The organism is Curtobacterium sp. WHRI 8282 (assembly GCF_040223925.2).
Lineage (GTDB): Bacteria > Actinomycetota > Actinomycetes > Actinomycetales > Microbacteriaceae > Curtobacterium > Curtobacterium flaccumfaciens.
This window is the reverse complement of sequence record NZ_JBEHCD020000001.1, coordinates 1,020,094-1,038,021: the sequence shown is the minus strand read 5'-3', so window position 1 is coordinate 1,038,021 and position 17,928 is coordinate 1,020,094. Positions and strand designations below refer to the sequence as shown.

Here is a 17,928-nt window from a genome sequence, read left to right as displayed (position 1 = left end):
GCCTCCTGTCCGTCACGGGGTTCCGCTCAGCTGCTGCGGACGTCGTCCGCCGCACCCTGCGCGTTGTCCTTGACGTCGGACGCGGCCCCCTGTGCCTCGCCCTTGACCGCCTGCGCGGCGTCCTGCGCGGTCCCCTTGAGGTCCTGCGCGTGCTCCTTCGCCACGTCGCCGAGCTGCGAGCCGACGTCCTTCGCCTGCTCCTTGACCTCGTCGACGAGCGGTGCAGCCTTGTCCTTCAGCTCACCGGCGAGCTCCTCTTCCTTCTCGGTCGTCGGCAGGAGCGACGACACCAGCCAACCGGCACCGAACGCGATGAGGCCGACGGCCAGGGGGTTGCCCTTCGCCTTCTCGACGCCCTTCTGCGCGACGTCCTTCGCCTGGCCGGTCGCACCCGAGGCGGAACCGGAGGCGCTCGAGCGGGCCGACTGGGCCGCGCCCATCACGGACTCGCGGACGTCCTGGAACCGGCCCTTCACCTTCTCGCTCTGGCGGTGGGCGATGGACGACGGGCTGACCTTGTCGGCGAGGGCGTCGACGTCGGAGCCGAGTTCGCCGCGGGTGCGCTCGATGTCGGCGCGGATCTCGTCTGGGGTGCTCATGGCTTCCTCCCGGTGTTGGGCTTGAGTGTCTCGGGGACTTCCTTGGCGGTCTCGACCGTCTGCGGGGCGCCCTTGATCTCCTTGATCTCCTTGCGCCCGCGGACGGCCAGGATCGCGGCGACGATCGCGTACACGACCGCGATGATCAGGGCGGACCAGGCGTTGCCGATCAGGTAACCGAGGCCCCACCACGCGGCGATCGACAGGAACAGCAGGGCGAACACGGCGGTGAGTCCGGCGCCGCCGAACATCCCGCCCGCCTTGCCGGCCTTCTTCGCGGAGTCGGTCAGCTCGGCCTTCGCGAGGGCGACCTCCTGCCGGAACAGGCTGGAGAGGTCACGCGACACGTCGGACAGCAGCTCACCGAGCGGTGTGGTCGCAGCGCGCTCCTCGGGCGTCGGTTCGCCCAGGGGTGTCGCGCCGGGGACGGACTGGCTCATACGCCGCTCCCCGATCCGGTCGTGCCGTCGCCGGCCTCCTTCTCGTGCTTGACCTCGGTCGCGAGCGCCTTGGTCAGGCGGCCGGCCAGCAGGCCCGCGCCCGCGGCGATCGCGATGAAGGTGCCGGGGCGCTTCGCGGCGAAGGTCTTCACCTCGTCGAGCAGCGAGCCCGGGTCGCGGTTCTCGAGGAACCCGGCGGCGGAGGTCGCGCGGCCCGACAGGTCGCGGACGACCTTCGAGGCGACGCCCTGCTCGTCGTCGTTCTCGGCCATGCGCCCGAGCTGCTCACCGAGGGAGCGGAGTCCGCCGGCAGCGCGCTGCTGCTGCTCGCCGGCCTGCTGCTTGAGGCTCTCGGACGCCTGGCCGTAGAGCTGCTTGGCGTGGTCGGTCGCCTCGGAGGCGACCTTCGACGCCTGCTCCTTGGCGGTGCCCGCGACGTTCGCGGCCTTCTCCTTGGCGTCGCCGGCGACGTCCTGCGCGGCACCCTTCGCCGCATCGGCCTTGCCGGAGCCGCTGCCATCGCCGCTGGAGCTGCCAGCGCCGCTGGAGCCGCTGACGCCGCCGGAGGACGCGGCGGACGGGACGGCGGGGAGCTGCTCGTCGGCCGGGACGGCGTCGAGGGGCGCGTCGAACGGCACCTCGGCGGCGCTGTCGCCGTACGGGTCGTCGGTCCGGGGCGCACCGGGGTCGGTGGGTCGCGCGGCGGGGGTACCGCTGGCGTACGACGGCACGGTCACGCCGGGGGCGACCTCGTGCCCCTCGGAGGCTGCGGTGCGGTCGTGGATGGGCGTCCCGGAGTCGTTCCCGGGCGGGTTCGTGGTCATGGTCGGCCTTCCGGTTGTCGTCGTCCCCGGCGTGCACCGGGGGCGTTTCGCAACGAACCTGCGCCGTGCCCTCTTGGGCCTGTCCCAGGATCACCGGGAAACGCGGTCCGGCAATCCGCACAGGCGACAGCCGGTTGGATCGACGGGTGACCCGCGTCTCGGTCGTGATCCCCGTGCGGGACGATGCCGTGCACCTGCGCCGGTGCCTCGCCGCCCTCGCGGCCCAGACCCGGCCGGCCGACGAGGTCGTCGTGGTCGACAACGGCAGCACCGACGACAGCGCGGCGATCGCCCGGGACGCCGGCGCGGTCGTGGTCACGGAGCCGGTGCGCGGGATCGCCCGGGCCTCGGCGCGCGGCTACGACCGGGCGTCCGGCGACGTCGTCGTGCGACTCGATGCCGACTCCGTCCCACCGCCGTCCTGGATCGCCGACGCCGTCCGCCTGCTCGCCGACCCCGAGGTCGTCGCGGTCACCGGTCCGGGCCGGCCCCGGAACGGCGGCCCCGTGGTGCGCCGACTGTGGGATGCCGTGTACATGGGCCCGTACTTCGTGCTGATGTGGAGTGCGCTCGGACACCCACCGTTGTTCGGGTCCGCCATGGCGATGCGCCGGTCGACCTGGGCCGCGGTCGGGGGGCGAGCGCACCGGGACGACGCCGAGGTGCACGACGACGTCGACCTGAGCATGCAGCTCGACCCGGCCTGGCGGGTGGTGGCCGACCCCGTGCTCACGGTGCAGGTGTCCGCGCGACCGTTGTCGGGCCTCCCGTCCGTCTGGGTGCGGACGCGACGCGCCTTCCACACGTTCCGCGTGAACGGCCGGCGGGCCAACCCGGTGCGCCGGTGGGCACGACGGCTGCGATCGCGGTCTCGGTCGCGGCGGTGGTGGCGCAGCCGCTGACGACGGCTTCGGTCAGCCGGTCACGGAGCGGGCCGTGACCGCACGTGCGCCCGCTCGCCCTGCGGCCCGTACAGGCACAGCACCTCGGTGACGGAGTCGGTCACGTTGCCCATCCAGTGCGGGGTGTGGGTGTCGAACTCGGCGACCTCTCCGGGACCCAGGTCGAGGTCGTGCTCCCCCAGCACCAGCCGGAGCCGTCCGGACAGCACGTACAGCCACTCGTAGCCCTCGTGCGTCTTGAGCGACGGTTCCCCACCCGGGGTGTTCGGCGGGAACAGCTGCTTGAACGAGCGCACCCCGCCGGTCCGCTTCGTCAGCGGCACGACCACGCGGCCGCCGTGCACCTCGGGCTTCATGTGCACGCGCGGGTCGCCGGTCTGCGGTGCGCCGACCAGATCGTCGAGGGGTACCTGGTACGCCCGCGCGAGGGGCAGCAGCAGTTCGAGCGTGGGCTTCCGCTGGCCGGACTCGAGCCGCGACAGGGTGCTCACCGAGATCCCCGTCTGCTCGGACAGTGCCGCGAGCGTGACGTCGCGGTGGGCGCGCAGCGCGCGGAGTCGGGGGCCGACCCCGTCGACGACGTCGGCCGTCGTGCGCGCGACCGGTCCCGTGGTGCTGTGTGCCATGCGGGCCATGTTGCCACATCGGCAAACTTCGTTGCCGTTCACTCGTGACCGGCCGCATGATCAGCGCATGCTTGAACACTTCGACGTCATCGTCATCGGCGGCTCGGCCGCCGGCCTCTCCACCGCCCTGATCCTCGGCCGTTCGCGGCGCTCGGTGCTCGTCGTCGACTCCGGCGAGCCCCGCAACGCTCCGGCGGCCGGCGCACACAACTACCTCGGACACGAGGGCGTCGCGCCCGCCGAGCTGATCCGCATCGGTCGCGACGAGGTCGCCGCCTACGGCGTCCAGGTCACGGCCGGGAGGGTCGTGGCCACGTCCGCCACGACCGGTGACGGTCACGACCCGGTCGGCTTCTCGGTCACGCTGGACTCGGGCGCGGTCGTCACGGCCCGCAGACTGGTCGTCGCCTCCGGCGCCGTGGACGTCCTGCCCGAGGTCCCGGGCCTGGCCGAACAGTGGGGGCGCGGGGTCGTGCACTGCCCGTTCTGCCACGGGTGGGAAATCCGCGACCAGCGGATCGGGGTCCTCGTCACGACACCGAACGCCGCACACCACGCGCTCATGTTCCGGGCGCTGAGCGATCGGGTGACCGCGTTCCTGACCGATCCAGCACTGATGGACGACACCGCCCTGGCCGGTTTGGCGGCCCGCGGCATCTCGGTGGTTCAGGGTCCGGTCGCCGAAGTGGTCTCCGAGGGTGACCGGCTGACCGGGGTCCGGCTCGGCGACGGTTCCTTCGTCGAGCTCGATGCCCTGGCCACGGCGAGCCGGCCCGAGGCGCGGGTGGGCTTCCTGTCCGGGCTCGGCCTCGCCGCCACCGACCAGTTCATGGGGGACCACCGCTTCGCGACGGCGCTGACCGTGGACGCCGCCGGGCAGACCGAGGTGCGCGGGGTGTCCGCGGCCGGCAACGTGACGGCCCCGATGGCGACGGTCATCGCGTCGGCGGCTGCCGGCACCCAGGTGGGTGCAGCGGTGCACGGCGACCTGGTGCAGGCCGACCTGGCCGCGGCGCTGGCCGGGGTCGACGCTGGGGCTGTTTCGGGCGCTGTTTCGGGCGCTGTTTCGGGCTGAGCGACAGTTCGCGGGGCCGGTCGGGCGTGCAGTGTCGGTGAGCGCGAAACTCGGCGTGGGTCAGTCGACGCGGTAGCCGGCCTGTGCAGCCAGCAGCGGTGCGAGCGTGTACAGCTGGTCGGCGCCGATCGTGGCTCCGCGGAACCCCTCGAGCCGCTCGACCCGATCGAGGTCCGCTCCCCGCAGGTCCACGTGCTCGATGCGGGTGTTCGACCCCTCGGCGGCGCGGATGCTGCTGCCGTCGAACGACACCCGCAGCAGCTTCGCGTCGGCGATGTCGAGCTCGTCGATGACGCAGTCGCGGAACACGACGTCGGTGATCGTCGAGCCGCGCAGGTTCACGAACCCGAACTTCATGCCGACGAACTCGACGCCGTTCAGTCCGGAGTCGTACAGCTCCGCCGAGCCGACCCGACCACCGGAGACCCGGACCTCGCGCCACGAGCTGCTCGACGCCCGCAGGATCGGGGCGTCGAGCGAGTCGATGACCGAGTCACGGACCCGGAGCCCACGGAAGTCCGCATCGTCGCCCCGGAACGTATCGATGACACACTCCTCGATCTCCAGGTCGGGCAGCCGCTCGCCGGCCAGGTCGAGGACGTCGATGCGCTTGCCCTCGAGGCGGTCCCCCGTCAGGACGTCACCGGGAGCTGGCGCCCAGTCCTCGAGGTTCGTCGGTTCGGTCAGGGTGATGCGCGGGGCGTCGGTGCCGGAGGAGCGTGCCATGCCCCCAGTCTGGCGGTGACCGCCGACCCTGCGGGTCACGACCGCGGTCGGGTGAGGATGCTGTCCAGCCGGTAGTCCTTCGCCGGACCACGTGCCTCCCACCGCACCGTCCAGCGGTCTTCGTCGCCGTCGAAGGCACCCGTGTAGTCGTCCGGAGCGCAGGCGTGGGCGACGCTCGTGCCCCAGACCCAGTCGTGGAAGACCCGACCGTCGGAGAAGTGCACGGTCCAGCCGCCGTCGGGACCCCGCCGGAGGAGGAGGGTCCGGGACACCGGGGTGGACCGGCCGTCGAAGATCATCACGCCGGACTCGTCCCAGCGCACCTCGTCGTCGCCGACCCGGGTCAGGGTGGTGGTCCCGGTGACGGTCCCCGCGGCCCCGGTGCGGTGGTCGTGCACGGCGCGGTGGAGTTCCCACACCCCGAGCAGGTCCGTCGGCAGCAGCACCGGACCAGGCTAACGGCGCAGGGCCTCGGCCCGCGCGGCTCGGCGCTCGTCGTCGGTGATGACACCGCGGGCGTGCAGCTCGTCGAGTTCGAGGAGCCGCTGCTCCGGCGAGGTCCGACGGGCACCGTGGGGGCGCCGACTGCGGACGACCGCGATGCACACGGCGACGATGACCACGATGACGACGAGCGCCATCAGCAGGGTCCAGACGAGGTCGTAGACCGGCGGGATCAGGGGGTTGCGGACGTCTTCGGAGGCGATCATCGTCCGCGCAGGGCCTCGGCTCGGGCGCTGCGGTGCTCCTCGTCGGAGATCACACCGCGCGCGTGCAGGTCGTCGAGTTCGGCGAGGCGCTGCTCGAGCGGCTTGTCCGGAGCGAACGTGCGGCTCTGCATCGCCTGGTACGCGATGTCCTCCTGCATGGTGAGCGGGTTCTGACCACGGTCGGCCATCCGCTTGCCCCGGTAGAGCGAGAGGATGACGATCGTCAGGGTCGTGAGGATCATCAGCGCCGCGACGACCCCGAACGCGATGCCGAACCAGCCGCCGAACAGGTCGGACATCCCCGACTCCCCCGGCCCCTCGAGCTCACTGAACGCGGACCAACTGAGCACCATCGCACTCCCCCTTCTCACAACGACGAGCGAAGCGTAGCGCGAGACGGGGAACACGAGCGGGCGTTCCTTCCCAGAACGCCCGCGATGGAATGTGGAACCGGGCGTACCTGGTCAGAACTTCCGACCCGGTACGCCCGGGAGCACCCGGTACGCCCGAAAGCACCCAGGCAGCGCCGACCCCGGCCAGCCGCAGCCCGCTCAGCCGCGGAGCGGCCCGGACCCCGGAACGTTCGCACCGTCCGCGAACCCGGCCACGAGTGCACGCAACGCTTCTTCGGAGGTGTGCCGGGCCTCCCATCCGAGCACCGACCGGGCACGGTCGGTCCGCATGATCGGCACCCCGGCCGCGATGTCGATCCACCCGGCGTCCGTCGGCTGCAACCGCAGCCGCCACGTGACCGTCACGATCCCGCGCAGCAACCGCAGCGGGATCCGCACGGCACCGAGCATGCCGAAGGCGCGGGCCAGTCTCGGCGGGTTGAGCACGGGCGACGCGGCGATGTTGAACGCCCCGGATGCCCGTCGGTCGACCGCGCGCCAGTAGGCGTCCGCGACGTCGTCGGCGTGCACGGCCTGGAACACGAACGGGTACGGCAGCGGCAGCACGAGCCAGCGGATCCACCGCACGATCGACATCGGCACGAGGTGTCCGAGGAACAGCCCCCGGATCTCGGCGGCGGCGTCCCGCTGGAAGATCAGCCCCGGGCGCAGCCGGGTGACGGTCACGGAGGGGTGTTCGGCCTCGAACGCGTCCATCGCCGCTTCGTTGGCGGCCTTGTGGATCGAGTACGTCGCCGTCGGGATGCCGTCGGCGGGCCAGCTCTCGTCCACGGGGGTGTGCTTGCCGTCGACGTCCACCCCGCGGTAGGCGCCGACCGAGGACGCGACGACGACCTGAGGCACCTCGGCGCGCGCGACGGCAGCCAGGACGTTCGCCGTGCCGGTCACGTTCGTGCGGTGCTGCGCGGGGATGTCGTGCGTCGGCTGGAGGGCCCACGCCAGGTGGATGACGGCGTCGGCGCCCTGGAACACGGCCGTGAGCTGGTCCACGGCGTCCGCGGCACCGACGTCGACCGCGTGCCAGACGGCGGCGGCGTACGGCTCCGCGCGGAGGTCCGGCAGCCGCCGGGCGACGCCGACGATCTGGACGCCGGCGGCGTGACGGCCGGTGTCGCCGGCGGCGTGACGGCCGCTGTCACCGTCGCCGTCGGCGCGCACGGCCGCGAGCCGACGGAGCACCGCCGTCCCCACGTTGCCGGTCGCGCCGACGACGACGACGCGCATCAGGCTGCGGCCATCGCTGGGTCGAGCACGACCTTGACGCAGTTGTCCTGCTTCTTCTGGAAGACCTCGTACATGCGCGGGGCCTCCTCGAGCGAGACGCGGTGGGTGGTCAGGTCGAGCGTGCCGAGCGGGTCCGACGGGTCGGAGACGAGCGGCATGATGTCGTCGATCCAACGCTTCACGTTGCACTGGCCCTCGCGGATGGTGATCTGCTTGTCGAACAGCGTCATCATCGGCATCGGGTCGGCCATGCCGCCGTAGACACCGCTCAGCGAGACGGTGCCACCGCGGCGGACCAGGTCGATCGCCGCGTGCACGGCGGCCAGCCGGTCGACACCGGCGGTCTCGATCGCCTTCTGCGCGAGCTTGTCGGGCAGCAGGCCGGCGGCACGCTGTGCGAAGCCCGCCATCGGGTTGCCGTGGGCCTCCATGCCGACGGCGTCGACGACCCCGTCGGGGCCGCGCCCGTCGGTCAGGTCGACGAGCTCGGGCACCAGGTCCTTCGTCAGGTCGAACACCTCGGCGCCGTGCTTCGCCCCGAGGTCACGGCGGACCTGCTCGGGGTCGACGGCGAGCACGCGGTAGCCGAGGTGCTTGCCGATGCGGGCGGCGAACTGGCCGACCGGGCCGAGGCCGAGCACGGCGAGCGTGCCGCCCTCGGGCACCTGGGCGTACTGCACGGCCTGCCACGCGGTCGGCAGGATGTCGCTCAGGAACAGCCAGCGGTCGTCGGGGGTGCCGTCGTCCGGCACGACGATGGGGCCGTAGTCGGCGTGCGGCACGCGCAGGTACTCGGCCTGGCCACCGGGGACCTGGCCGTACATCTTGGTGTAGCCGAACAGCGAGGCACCGGTGCCGTACTCGGTCACCTGGGTGGTCTCGCACTGCGACTGCAGGCCGTGCTGGCACATCCAGCAGTGGCCGCAGGAGATGTTGAAGGGGATGACGACCCGGTCGCCGACCTTCAGGTTCGTGACGCCGGATCCGACCTCTTCCACGATGCCCATCGGCTCGTGGCCGAGGACGTCGCCGCGGTCGATGTACGGGCCGAGCACGCGGTACAGGTGCAGGTCGGACCCGCAGATCGCCGTGGAGGTGATCCGCACGATCGCGTCGGTCGGCTCCTGGATGGTCGGGTCGGGGACGGTCTCGACGGACACCTTCTCGGTGCCCTGGTAGGTCAGTGCGCGCACGTTGCGTTCCTCTCGTGGTCGCTTCGAGCCGGCCTGGAGGCACGACTCGCGTTCCCCTCCTCGGTACGCGCCCGCCCCGTGGACGCTCCCAGCCCCGCGTCCCCCTCGCGCACGTCGGCGCGGGCGGGCGTGCCCGCAGCACAGGCGCCGGACCCCGGCACGGCGGTGGGGCCGGTGCGCGCGGGCGGCCAGCGGCGGGGCGGACCCGCACCGGGCCTCCCGGCCGTCGCCCCAGGCGGGTTCTGCCCGGGCGAGCAAGGCGTCGCGCGCGACCGCGAGCTGTGTCATCCCCGCAGCCGGTCACGCTCCCCCGGGGGCAGGTGCTCGGTGGCCGTCCGGCGGGCGGCCGGGCTGAGGAACCGGCCGCTCTGCTCGAGGAACGCCACGAGTGCCGGCTCGGACGCCCGCTTCCCCGTCTCGCGCAGGACCAACCCGAGCGCAGACTGCACCGTCTCGCTGCGCTCCCGAACCAGGCGCCCGGCGATCCCGAGGGCCACCTCGGCGTCGCCCTGCTTCACGAACGCCAGGGTCGCCACGACCGCGATCCGGCGCACCATCGCGACGTCGGACTTCGCCAGCGCGAACAGCGGACCGGTCGAGGCGCCCACCAACGGGGCGCCGACGAGTTCCTCGGCGGCCAGGTCGACGAGCACCGGGTCCTCGAACCGCTCGGCCTTCGCCGCGGACAGGTACTCGTCGGTGAGCTCCGGATCCGGGTGCGCCCGCATCGCCTGCACGAGCAGCAGGACGGCGACGAGCTTCGCGCCGTCGTCCTCGCTCCAGAGCAGCGCCGAGCGCTCCCCCTCGTCGAGGTCGTGGAACTGCCGCGCGACCCGGCGGGCCGCGGCGACGTCGCCGGTGGTGCGGGCGAACGCCGCCAGCACGGCTTCCGCGTCGCGCGCTGCCGGGAGGCCCGTCACGCGACCTCCCCGCCGCTCGCGTCGTTCTGTGGTGCCCTCCGACGCCCGCGGCTGAGCACGATGACCGCGACGACCACCAGGAACGCCGCGAACAGCCAGGTGCCGACCTGCGGGTCGACCAGGCGCGCCAGCACGGCGCCACCCGGCGAGCAGACGGCGGCGGTGATGCCGACCGTCAGCCCGACCCGCAGGTCGACCGCGCGACGCCGCAGGTTCGCGACCGTCCCGGACACCGACGTCGGCACCATCGTGAGGAGTGACGTGCCCTTCGCCAGCAGGTCGCCGGCGCCGAGCACGACCTCGAGCCCCGGCACGATGACGACCCCGCCGCCGACCCCGACGAGCCCGGACAGCACCCCCGACAGCAGCCCGAGCACCAGCAGGACGATCGCCTCGACGACCCCGAAGTGCACCTCGCCGCCGCGGGTCGGCACCGTGGTGAACAGCGACACCAGCACGACGGCGATGAACCCGACGAAGATCCAGGGCAGCACGCGGAGCGGCAGGGCACGGAGCAGCCGGGCACCGATCGGCGCGCCGATGACGCTGCCGACCGCCAGGGTCAGGGCCGCCAGCCAGTGCACCTCGCCCTGCACGGCGTAGGTGACCGCGCCGACGACGGCGGCGGGGGCGATCGCCACGAGCGACGTGGCCGAGGCCCGACGCTGGTCCATCTGTGCGAAGGCCATGAGCGCCGGTACCACGATGACCCCACCGCCGACGCCGAACAACCCGGACAGGACCCCCGCCAGGACCCCGATCGCCACCAACACGAGCACCGTTCCGCCGCGCTTCCTCATCCTGCCCAGGCTATCCGCGCCGCGGGCGTGCTCTCGCACGGTGCGAGGTGGCCCGCACTTGGAGTGCAGGAATGGTCGGGTGCCCGAAGGCGACCCGACCATTTCTGCTCACGAGGCGAACGTCAGCTCGCGAATCGGGGCGTCAGGAGCAGTAGTCGGCCACCGGCTCGCTCGTGCCGCTCACGAAGACGGTCGCCACGCGGCCGCTCCCCTCGCCGACCTGGAACACGATGTACCGCTCGCCGGACCGAACCGCCCAGAACGTGTCACGGGTACCACCCGCCGCGTCCGTCCGGGTCTGGACCAGGTCCGGGTAGGCGCCCCTGACCTCGGCGAGGGTGCTGCCCAGACCGACCCCCTCGAGCGTCTTCGGGCCGACCTGCTGGCCCGGTGCGGCGTCCTGACCCTGCTGGATGACGACCGTACCGACCGTGCCGCCGGCGACGACCTCGACGACACGCTCGCCGCCGGGTCCGTCCCAGATCCTGGAGTTCGTGTTCGGGCAACCGAACGGGTAGATCACGGTCCCCTTGTCGTCGATCAGGGGCGGCGCCGGCGAGAACGCAGCTCGCAGTGCGGCGTCGTCGGACCCGGCGGGGCTGCCGAGCGTCGCCGGCCCGACGGCATCCGCCGAGATCGTCCACGTCGACCAGTCCGTCGCCGAGTACGGCGGGGCGGTCGGCGTGGGCGTGGGCGTCGGGGTCGGTTCACCGACGACCGGCGCCGACGACGGCGTGACGGTCTGGCTCGGCTGGCTGGTGGCGCTCGGCGCGGGCTCGGGCTCGGTGGGCGACGTCGGGATGAGCCCGAGCGCGACGCCACCACCCGCCGTCCCCACGGCGAGCAGGGCGATGACGGTGATGACGATGCCGGCGCGACGTCCACGGCGCTTCCGCGGTTCGGCCCGCTCGAGCACGTTCTGCTTCATCGAGACGAGCATGCGCTGCAGGTCGTCTCCGATCGGGGGCTCGGAGTTCATCGCTGCACCTCCTTCGTCGCTCGGGACCCCCGCCGTGGCGTGGGTCCTTGCGGGCGGAGTCCGAGGTGCTGCGCGGCTTCCGACCACGTCCGACCCTCGACGAGACAGAGCTCGACGAGTCGTCGGTCGGTCTCGGGGAGGGCACGCAGGTCGTCCTCGACCCAGCGCAACGGCGCAGCGTCGCCGCTGTCGACGCCGTCCGCACCACTCGTCCGGGCGTGGGATCGGCAGACGGCCAGGAGCCAGGGCAGCAGCAGACCGGTGGGCAGGTACAGGCCGTCGGCGTGCTGCCAGAGCGACAGGAACGACTCCTGCACGACGCGCTCGACGTCGGTCGGCGTCGCGGACACCGCCCACGCGTAGCGCGTCAGCACCGGGGCGAACCGGTCGAACGCGGTCGCCAGTGCGCTACGGTCCCCGGCGACCATCCGGCGCACGAGGTGTGAGTCATCGTTCGTCACAGCACTCCCTTCACTTCAGGAGTGTCGCGAGATCGGCGATCCTGACAGCCGAAGCGCCCGGTTCGGTCGCATCACCGGAAGTGCAGCACCGAGAGCGGGTCGATGAGCGAGCCGGCCTGGCGCACCTCGACGTGCACGTGGGCCCCGGTGGACTGCCCGGTGTTGCCGGACTTGCCCACCTCGTTGCCCTTCGACACGATCTGCCCCTGCTTCACGCCGATCTTGCTGAGGTGCGCGGTGAGGACGGTGGTGTTGCCGTACGTGACGACGACGTAGTTGCCGTAGGACGCGTGGTTCGCGACGGTGGTGGTGACCGTCCCGGTCCCCGAGGCGTACACGGGCGTCCCGGTCCCCACGGGCGAGTCGGTGCCCTGGTGGTAGCGCGGGACGTGTCCGACGCCGCGGTCGTCACCGTACCGGCCGGAGATCTTGGTGCTGGCGACCGGCCACAGCAGCCCGGTCACGGGGCGGGTCGACCACGCTCGGGTGTCGGACTTGCCGTAGAGCACGACGTTGCCGTCGACCTGCACGAGGAGCCTTCCGCCGCCGGCACGGCTCGTGGCACTCGACCAGAGCCACTTGTTCGCGGCCGAGTAGACGGCGAAGTTGCCGTCGGCCTGCACCGAGGCGTAGGCCCCGACGTTCCCGGCGGTCTTCGTCGCCCAGACCTGCTTGCCGTTGACGACCTGTGCGAGCACTCCGTCGGCGCGCATGGTGAGGGTCCGGGCGTTGGTGCGGTCGGACCGCAGGACCGTCCCCGGCAGGATGAGGTTCCCCGCGGCGACGCTGTCCTGGTACGTGGGGAACTCGACGACGCTCTTGTTGGCCGTGTTGATCATGCGCATCGTGCCGTCCGGGCGGACCCCGAAGTTCCGGCCGACGTGCCCGGCGCCGCCCCAGAGCGCGATCCGCACGTTGTTGTGCACGATGGCGAGCGTGCCGTTCGCCCGGATCTGCGCGAAGGCCCCGGACTTGCCGGACGTGTTCGACGCCCAGAGCACCTTGCGACCGATGCCGTACTCGACGAGGTTGCCGTCGCCCTGCATGACGAGCTGGAACTGCCCGTTGTTCGAGGTCACCGAGTCGCCCGGCCAGAGCGTCTTGCCCGCGGCGACGGTGCCCGTGTAGACGATCGGAGCGGCGGCGGCCGGGGTGGCGGTGCTCACCAGCCCCGTCGCGACGGCGGCGAGGGCGACGAGCGCTGCGACGACCCGAGCGCGGACTGGGCGGAGGCGAGCCGAAGACGACGAAGTGCGGCGCATGAGTTCCCTGAGCTGGGACCGCAGGGAGGCGGTCCAGGTGGCGGACGCGCCCCTGCGCGACCGTTCGGCGGCACGTCGGTTACGCGCCGCCGAACGATGGTCACCTTTTCCGGGGAGAGAAACAACCCCCTTGACGCGGTGGGGCAACCCCAGTTCCGGGGGTACGCGGCGGGGCAGGAGCCGGAGGCGGCAGGCTGGGGCAGCGCTCACCCGGGTGCCGGGACGCCGGGAGCGCGCAAGATGGTGGCATGCCGACGCCGAACCCCGCCTTCGTCCCGCCCGCAGCGCAGACCACCCGTCCGGACCTGCAGGGCACGTTCGGGATGGCGGCCTCGACGCACTGGATCGCGACGGCCACGGCCCAGTCGGTGCTCGAGCGTGGCGGCAACGCCTTCGACGCGGCCGTTGCCGGTGCCTTCGTCCTGCAGGTCGTGGAGCCCCACCTGAACGGCCCCGGCGGTGACCTGACGGCGGTCTTCGCGACGGCCGTGAACCCCGTGCCGACGGTGCTGGTCGGTCAGGGCCCCGCCCCCGAGGGCGCGACCCCGGAGCACTACCGCGCCGAGGGCCTCGACCTGGTCCCCGGCTCCGGCGCACTGGCCGCGACCGTCCCCGGCGCGGTCGACGCCTGGCTGCTCCTGCTCCGCGACCACGGCACCTGGGAGCTGGCCGACGTCCTCGACCCCGCGATCGGGTACGCCCGCGACGGCCACCCGGTCGCACCTGCGGTGGTCCGGACGATCACCGCAGTGCGCGAGCTGTTCGAGCAGCACTGGCCCACCTCCGCCACGCAGTGGCTGCCGGGAGGCACGGTGCCGGTCCCCGGGGACCTGGTGCGCAACGAGGCACTCGCTGCAGTGCTCGACCGGCTGGTCGAGGCCGGCGCGGGTGCCGGCAGCCGGACGGGCCGCATCGATGCGGCCCGGTCCGAGTGGGCGGAGGGGTTCGTCGCCGAGGCGATCGACCGGTTCGTCCGCGAACCGCACCGGCACGCGTCGGGCACCGACCACGCGGGGGTGATCCGGGCGTCCGACCTGGCGGCGTTCCGCGCGTCGTACGAACCCGCGACGACCGCCGAGTTCCGCGGCTGCACGATCGCCAAGACCGGGCCGTGGGGCCAGGGGCCGGCGCTGCTCCAGACCCTGCGGCTGCTGGAACCGCTCGACGACGCCCTGCTCGACCCGTCGACCGAGCTCGGCGCGCACACGATCGTCGAGGCGCAGAAGCTCGCCCTCGCCGACCGTGAGGCGTTCTACGGCGACGGCGAGGTCCCGATGGACGTCCTGCTCTCCGAGGCCTACGCCGACGAGCGCCGTGCGCTGATCGGCGAGCGGGCCTCGGCGGAGCTCCGACCCGGAACGATCGCCGGGATCGAGCACGCGCTGCCGCCGGTCCGGACCTCGTACGACTCCTCCGGTTCGGTCGGCGTGGGCGAACCGACCGTGCAGGTCGCCCGCGACACCGGGGCCGACACCGAGGTCCCGCCGGCCGCTCCGCTCGAGGACCGCGGCGAGCCGTTCGTGACCCCCGACGGCGAGACCCGCGGCGACACGTGCCACATCGACGTCGTGGACCGCTGGGGCAACATCGTCAGTGCGACCCCGTCCGGTGGCTGGCTGCAGTCGTCACCGACGATCCCCGAGCTCGGGTTCTGCCTCGGCACCCGCCTGCAGATGACCTGGCTCGAACCGGGCACCGCGTCGACCCTGCGGCCCGGCGAGCGCCCCCGCACCACGCTGACACCGACCCTGGTGCTCCGCGACGGGCAGCCGGTCGCCGCACTCGGTTCCCCCGGCGGTGACCAGCAGGACCAGTGGCAGCTGCTGTTCCTGCTGCGCTGGATCGTCGGCGGGTACTCCCCGCAGCAGGCCATCGACGCGCCGGCGCTGCACACCACGTCGTTCCCGGGGTCGTTCTGGCCGCGCACGTGGGAGCCCGCGGGCCTGGTCGTCGAGGACCGCCTGGGGGACGAGGTCATCGCGGCACTCGAGGCCCGCGGACACGTCGTGACCCGTGGCGGTGACTGGAGCCTCGGCCGGCTGTCGTGCGTCACCCGCGACCGGGACACCGGGATCCTCGGTGCCGCCGCGAACCCTCGGGGCGCGCAGGGCTACGCCGCGGGACGCTAAAGCGTCGGGACGACCACCGCGCGGCCCGAGAGCTCCCCGGCCTCGAGCTTCCGGTACGCCTCGAGTGCGTCGGACAGCGCGTACCGCTCGACGTCGGGGACGATCTGGCCGGCGCGGTACATCGCGACGACCTCGTGCAGGTCCTCGATCGTGCCCCAGTAGGTGTTCGTGATCGTCGACTCGTACGGCGTCGCGAAGAAGTTCCACTCGGTGGTGCCGCCGGCGATCCCGACGACGGTGAACCGCCCGCCGACCGCCATCGACGCCTGCGCGACCTTGATCGTGGGGGTGGCACCGACGAAGTCGAAGGCCGCATCGACGCCGCGTCCCCCGGTGATCTCGCGGATGCGCTCGGCCTGGTCCGGGCCGCCGGGGACGGTGATCGCGCCACGGGCGGCGGCGCGGTCCATCGCGTCCTGCTTCATGTCGGTCGCGATGACCGTGGCACCGGTGAGCGCCGTCAGGATCTGCACGGCGATCTGCCCGAGGCCACCGAGCCCGACGACGAGCGCGAAGCGACCGCCACCGGCCAGGTTCGGCAGGGAGTTCTTGATCGCGTGGTACGGCGTGAGCGCGGCGTCGCTGAGCGGTGCGGCGGCGATCGGGTCGGCGTCACCGAGCGGCACGAGGTTCCGCGCCGGGACGCTCACGTACTCCGCCATGCCACCGTCGCGCCCGAGGCCGATGCCCATGTACGGGTTCGTCGCGGCGTTCTCGCAGTACGTGTCCTGCCCCTTCGAGCAGTACGAGCAGTGCCCGCAGCCGACCGGCCCGTAGACCAGGTAGGCGTCGCCCTCGGCGAAGCCGGTGACCCCGTCGCCGACGGCCTCGACCCAGCCGGAGTTCTCGTGGCCGAGCACGAACGCGGGCGCCTGGGCTCCCGGCTGCCCCTGCTGGAACTCCCGGTACACGGCGACGTCGGAGTGGCAGGCACCGGCGCCGGCGACCTTGAGCAGGACCTCACCGGGCCCGGGTGCGGGCTTCGGGACCTCGGTCAGGGACGGGAAGGTCTGGTACTGCTCGAACACGACGGCGCGCATGGGGTTCTCCTTTGATCGCCCTTCACGCTACACCTGTCGTCGAGGACGACATGTGTCGTCCAGTCGCCTCGAGACCACGCCGTCCGGCGAACAGTCCGCGGTCGAACCGTGCTCCACCAGGACGCGACGACCGCGCCACCATGACACCCAGCACGACCGCACCGAGCGGCCCGGTGAACACGAGGAGCAGGATCCACAGCCCGGTGTGGTCCCGGTCGTGCAGTCGCCGCACGAGCAGCGACCACCGGGGCACGATGGTCACGATCGTCGGGACGAGGATCGCCAGGTCCCACGCGTCCGGCCAGACGTCCCGCCCACCGCTGCCCCAGCCGAACCACGCCCCCTGCCCGCGGTCGACCAGGTGGAACGAGACCCGCGGTGACGGGAGTGCTCCGAACGGGTCGACGTACAGCTCCCACCGACCTCCGGTCCCGTGCGCGCCGACGACCCAGAGTGCGGCACCGGCCAGCGCGAGCTCGAGCGCGATCACCCACCAGAACTCCGAACGACTCGCCCGCCCGTGGAACCGCCACCCCTGGGTCCAGAACCGGAGCCAGGCGACCACCGGGTTCGTCACGTCGGCCGGACCCTGCTCGAGCACGGCCCCACGGAAACCCGTCACGCTGCTGTCCCCCATGTGCCAGATCGTAGGGCAGACCTGCGTCTTCGCCGTGAGCCCGTTGCGAGAACGATCGTTCTCCGATTGACTCAGGAGCGGCGGTCCCGTTCGGGGCCGCTCCCCCACACGAAAGGAGCGGGCATGCCCACTCGCACCGCACGCACCGCCTGGAACGGCGGCCTCGAGGACGGTTCCGGCCAGGTCGAGCTCTCGAGCTCGAAGGTCGGCACGTACGACGTCTCGTTCCCGAAGCGCACCGCCGAGGACGCCGGGGGCACCACGAGCCCCGAGGAGCTCATCGCCGCCGCACACTCGGCCTGCTACGCCATGCAGTTCTCCGCCGTCCTCGGCGAGGCCGGCGGCACGGTCGAGGCCCTCGACGTCAAGGCCGACGTCTCGCTCGGCCCGGACCCGGCCGGCGGCTTCCGTCTCACCGGCATCGTCCTGACCGTCAGCGGCGAGGTCTCCGGCATCGACGAGGCGGCCTTCCTCAAGGCCGCCGAGGACGCCAAGGCGACCTGCCCCGTGAGCAAGGCGCTGACCGGCGTCGAGATCACGCTGCACGCGACCTTCGAGCAGTAGGCGCGGAACGCAGGAACCGTCACCACCTGACGGACGGGAGGCCCGTGGCGACCCCGCCACGGGCCTCCCGTCCGTCGGCCACCTACGCTGGGCGCCGTGCCCCGATCCCTCGCCACACCGACCCTCGTCGCCCTCTGGCTCGGCCTGCTGGCCGTCGTCGTCGGGATCGTGTTCGTACTGACGGCTCCGCCGTCCTCGTCCGGCTGGTTCGCGTACGCCCCGCTGTCCGACTACGCGTTCGTCGCCAATGGCCCACCGTGGCAGCTGACCGCCGGACCGGTCCTCGTGCTGGTGGGCGCGGTCGTCGCGGGCTTCGCCCTCGGTCGTCTCAGTACGCGCCGCCGGGGCTGATCCGGACGCGTCCAGCGGACGTCCGGACTCGGCCGCCGTCGACTGGCACCATG

At 72.6% G+C, this 17,928-nt stretch carries 22 protein-coding genes; 5 read left to right on the top strand and 17 right to left on the bottom strand.

Annotation, left to right across the window (positions count from 1 at the left end; genetic code table 11):
• Positions 1-26: 26 nt before the first annotated feature.
• From ABRP24_RS05115 to ABRP24_RS05105, 3 genes are read right to left on the bottom strand one after another with little or no spacing between them, the layout of a single operon-like run.
• Positions 27-599, bottom strand: coding sequence for a DUF3618 domain-containing protein (locus ABRP24_RS05115; RefSeq protein ID WP_027467152.1), 573 nt, complete (start codon positions 597-599; stop codon positions 27-29).
• A complete protein-coding gene (locus tag ABRP24_RS05110; protein WP_051597109.1) occupies positions 596-1,039 on the bottom strand; it encodes a phage holin family protein in 444 nt (147 codons plus the stop codon). Before ABRP24_RS05110 ends, ABRP24_RS05115 begins: the two co-directional genes overlap by 4 nt.
• Positions 1,036-1,863, bottom strand: a complete 828-nt coding sequence (locus ABRP24_RS05105; protein ID WP_349847335.1) for a hypothetical protein — start codon at positions 1,861-1,863, stop codon at positions 1,036-1,038. Before ABRP24_RS05105 ends, ABRP24_RS05110 begins: the two co-directional genes overlap by 4 nt.
• Before the next feature lie 146 nt (positions 1,864-2,009).
• Here ABRP24_RS05105 and ABRP24_RS05100 point away from each other — a divergent pair, with 146 nt between their 5' ends.
• Positions 2,010-2,765, top strand: a complete 756-nt coding sequence (locus tag ABRP24_RS05100) for a glycosyltransferase family 2 protein (RefSeq protein WP_349847337.1) — start codon at positions 2,010-2,012, stop codon at positions 2,763-2,765.
• 20 nt (positions 2,766-2,785) lie between these two features.
• On the opposite strand, the gene ABRP24_RS05095 is transcribed toward ABRP24_RS05100, so the two are convergent.
• On the bottom strand, positions 2,786-3,391 hold the full coding sequence (locus tag ABRP24_RS05095) for an XRE family transcriptional regulator (RefSeq protein WP_349847339.1): 606 nt from the start codon (positions 3,389-3,391) through the stop codon (positions 2,786-2,788).
• Between the two features lie 67 nt (positions 3,392-3,458).
• Here ABRP24_RS05095 and ABRP24_RS05090 point away from each other — a divergent pair, with 67 nt between their 5' ends.
• A complete protein-coding gene (locus tag ABRP24_RS05090) occupies positions 3,459-4,466 on the top strand; it encodes an NAD(P)/FAD-dependent oxidoreductase (protein ID WP_349847340.1) in 1,008 nt (335 codons plus the stop codon).
• Positions 4,467-4,526: 60 nt separating this feature from the next.
• On the opposite strand, the gene ABRP24_RS05085 is transcribed toward ABRP24_RS05090, so the two are convergent.
• The 11 genes from ABRP24_RS05085 to ABRP24_RS05035 form a co-directional block, all read right to left on the bottom strand.
• A complete protein-coding gene (locus ABRP24_RS05085) occupies positions 4,527-5,192 on the bottom strand; it encodes a pentapeptide repeat-containing protein (RefSeq protein WP_051597112.1) in 666 nt (221 codons plus the stop codon).
• A 35-nt stretch (positions 5,193-5,227) separates the two neighbouring features.
• A complete protein-coding gene (locus ABRP24_RS05080) occupies positions 5,228-5,638 on the bottom strand; it encodes a DUF6314 family protein (protein ID WP_349847342.1) in 411 nt (136 codons plus the stop codon).
• Positions 5,639-5,647: 9 nt separating this feature from the next.
• A complete protein-coding gene (locus tag ABRP24_RS05075) occupies positions 5,648-5,902 on the bottom strand; it encodes a hypothetical protein (RefSeq protein WP_027467157.1) in 255 nt (84 codons plus the stop codon).
• Positions 5,899-6,255 carry an SHOCT domain-containing protein gene (locus ABRP24_RS05070; RefSeq protein ID WP_027467158.1) on the bottom strand — a complete coding sequence of 119 codons (357 nt, stop codon included), beginning with the start codon at positions 6,253-6,255 and terminating at the stop codon, positions 5,899-5,901. Before ABRP24_RS05070 ends, ABRP24_RS05075 begins: the two co-directional genes overlap by 4 nt.
• A gap of 198 nt (positions 6,256-6,453) precedes the next feature.
• Positions 6,454-7,539, bottom strand: a complete 1,086-nt coding sequence (locus ABRP24_RS05065) for an NAD-dependent epimerase/dehydratase family protein (RefSeq protein WP_027467159.1) — start codon at positions 7,537-7,539, stop codon at positions 6,454-6,456.
• Positions 7,539-8,732, bottom strand: a complete 1,194-nt coding sequence (locus ABRP24_RS05060) for a zinc-dependent alcohol dehydrogenase (RefSeq protein WP_027467160.1) — start codon at positions 8,730-8,732, stop codon at positions 7,539-7,541. Before ABRP24_RS05060 ends, ABRP24_RS05065 begins: the two co-directional genes overlap by 1 nt.
• A 284-nt stretch (positions 8,733-9,016) precedes the next feature.
• Positions 9,017-9,652: a DNA alkylation repair protein gene (locus ABRP24_RS05055; RefSeq protein WP_349847344.1), complete on the bottom strand. Its 636-nt coding sequence runs from the start codon at positions 9,650-9,652 to the stop codon at positions 9,017-9,019.
• Positions 9,649-10,452 (bottom strand): sulfite exporter TauE/SafE family protein, encoded by an 804-nt coding sequence (locus tag ABRP24_RS05050; RefSeq protein ID WP_349847346.1) that lies wholly within the window; start codon positions 10,450-10,452, stop codon positions 9,649-9,651. The genes ABRP24_RS05055 and ABRP24_RS05050 overlap by 4 nt, the downstream gene beginning before the upstream one ends.
• A 142-nt stretch (positions 10,453-10,594) precedes the next feature.
• Positions 10,595-11,431, bottom strand: coding sequence for a hypothetical protein (locus ABRP24_RS05045; protein ID WP_349847347.1), 837 nt, complete (start codon positions 11,429-11,431; stop codon positions 10,595-10,597).
• Entirely contained in the window at positions 11,428-11,892 is a 465-nt protein-coding gene (locus ABRP24_RS05040) for an RNA polymerase sigma factor (protein ID WP_139178888.1), read from the bottom strand. Before ABRP24_RS05040 ends, ABRP24_RS05045 begins: the two co-directional genes overlap by 4 nt.
• A gap of 71 nt (positions 11,893-11,963) precedes the next feature.
• Positions 11,964-13,154 carry a peptidoglycan DD-metalloendopeptidase family protein gene (locus ABRP24_RS05035; RefSeq protein ID WP_301580850.1) on the bottom strand — a complete coding sequence of 397 codons (1,191 nt, stop codon included), beginning with the start codon at positions 13,152-13,154 and terminating at the stop codon, positions 11,964-11,966.
• Positions 13,155-13,477: 323 nt separating this feature from the next.
• On the opposite strand from ABRP24_RS05035, the gene ABRP24_RS05030 reads away from it, so the two are divergent.
• A complete protein-coding gene (locus ABRP24_RS05030) occupies positions 13,478-15,283 on the top strand; it encodes a gamma-glutamyltransferase (protein WP_349847793.1) in 1,806 nt (601 codons plus the stop codon).
• Here the strand turns inward: ABRP24_RS05030 and ABRP24_RS05025 are convergent.
• Both ABRP24_RS05025 and ABRP24_RS05020 read right to left on the bottom strand, forming a co-directional pair.
• Positions 15,280-16,323, bottom strand: coding sequence for an NAD(P)-dependent alcohol dehydrogenase (locus tag ABRP24_RS05025; protein WP_071245854.1), 1,044 nt, complete (start codon positions 16,321-16,323; stop codon positions 15,280-15,282). The genes ABRP24_RS05030 and ABRP24_RS05025 overlap by 4 nt on opposite strands.
• Positions 16,324-16,345: 22 nt before the next feature.
• A complete protein-coding gene (locus ABRP24_RS05020; protein ID WP_301566249.1) occupies positions 16,346-16,960 on the bottom strand; it encodes a DUF805 domain-containing protein in 615 nt (204 codons plus the stop codon).
• 123 nt (positions 16,961-17,083) lie between these two features.
• Here ABRP24_RS05020 and ABRP24_RS05015 point away from each other — a divergent pair, with 123 nt between their 5' ends.
• The gene (locus ABRP24_RS05015) at positions 17,084-17,524 is read left to right on the top strand and encodes an OsmC family peroxiredoxin (RefSeq protein WP_027467170.1); all 441 of its coding nucleotides are present in this window, start codon (positions 17,084-17,086) and stop codon (positions 17,522-17,524) included.
• A gap of 96 nt (positions 17,525-17,620) precedes the next feature.
• Positions 17,621-17,875 carry a hypothetical protein gene (locus ABRP24_RS05010; RefSeq protein WP_349847351.1) on the top strand — a complete coding sequence of 85 codons (255 nt, stop codon included), beginning with the start codon at positions 17,621-17,623 and terminating at the stop codon, positions 17,873-17,875.
• Positions 17,876-17,928: the final 53 nt, after the last annotated feature.

Bases quoted from the DNA above. Each gene is read 5' to 3' on its own strand.
- ABRP24_RS05065 (WP_027467159.1), bottom strand. From the start codon at position 7,539: ATGCGCGTCGTCGTCGTCGGCGCGACCGGCAACGTGGGGACGGCGGTG.
- ABRP24_RS05050 (WP_349847346.1), bottom strand. From the start codon at position 10,452: ATGAGGAAGCGCGGCGGAACGGTGCTCGTGTTGGTGGCGATCGGGGTC.
- ABRP24_RS05030 (WP_349847793.1), top strand. From the start codon at position 13,478: ATGGCGGCCTCGACGCACTGGATCGCGACGGCCACGGCCCAGTCGGTG.
- ABRP24_RS05115 (WP_027467152.1), bottom strand. From the start codon at position 599: ATGAGCACCCCAGACGAGATCCGCGCCGACATCGAGCGCACCCGCGGC.
- ABRP24_RS05015 (WP_027467170.1), top strand. From the start codon at position 17,084: ATGCCCACTCGCACCGCACGCACCGCCTGGAACGGCGGCCTCGAGGAC.
- ABRP24_RS05105 (WP_349847335.1), bottom strand. From the start codon at position 1,863: ATGACCACGAACCCGCCCGGGAACGACTCCGGGACGCCCATCCACGAC.
- ABRP24_RS05085 (WP_051597112.1), bottom strand. From the start codon at position 5,192: ATGGCACGCTCCTCCGGCACCGACGCCCCGCGCATCACCCTGACCGAA.
- ABRP24_RS05095 (WP_349847339.1), bottom strand. From the start codon at position 3,391: ATGGCACACAGCACCACGGGACCGGTCGCGCGCACGACGGCCGACGTC.
- ABRP24_RS05070 (WP_027467158.1), bottom strand. From the start codon at position 6,255: ATGGTGCTCAGTTGGTCCGCGTTCAGTGAGCTCGAGGGGCCGGGGGAG.
- ABRP24_RS05045 (WP_349847347.1), bottom strand. From the start codon at position 11,431: ATGAACTCCGAGCCCCCGATCGGAGACGACCTGCAGCGCATGCTCGTC.
- ABRP24_RS05090 (WP_349847340.1), top strand. From the start codon at position 3,459: ATGCTTGAACACTTCGACGTCATCGTCATCGGCGGCTCGGCCGCCGGC.
- ABRP24_RS05110 (WP_051597109.1), bottom strand. From the start codon at position 1,039: ATGAGCCAGTCCGTCCCCGGCGCGACACCCCTGGGCGAACCGACGCCC.
- ABRP24_RS05035 (WP_301580850.1), bottom strand. From the start codon at position 13,154: ATGCGCCGCACTTCGTCGTCTTCGGCTCGCCTCCGCCCAGTCCGCGCT.
- ABRP24_RS05020 (WP_301566249.1), bottom strand. From the start codon at position 16,960: ATGGGGGACAGCAGCGTGACGGGTTTCCGTGGGGCCGTGCTCGAGCAG.
- ABRP24_RS05025 (WP_071245854.1), bottom strand. From the start codon at position 16,323: ATGCGCGCCGTCGTGTTCGAGCAGTACCAGACCTTCCCGTCCCTGACC.
- ABRP24_RS05075 (WP_027467157.1), bottom strand. From the start codon at position 5,902: ATGATCGCCTCCGAAGACGTCCGCAACCCCCTGATCCCGCCGGTCTAC.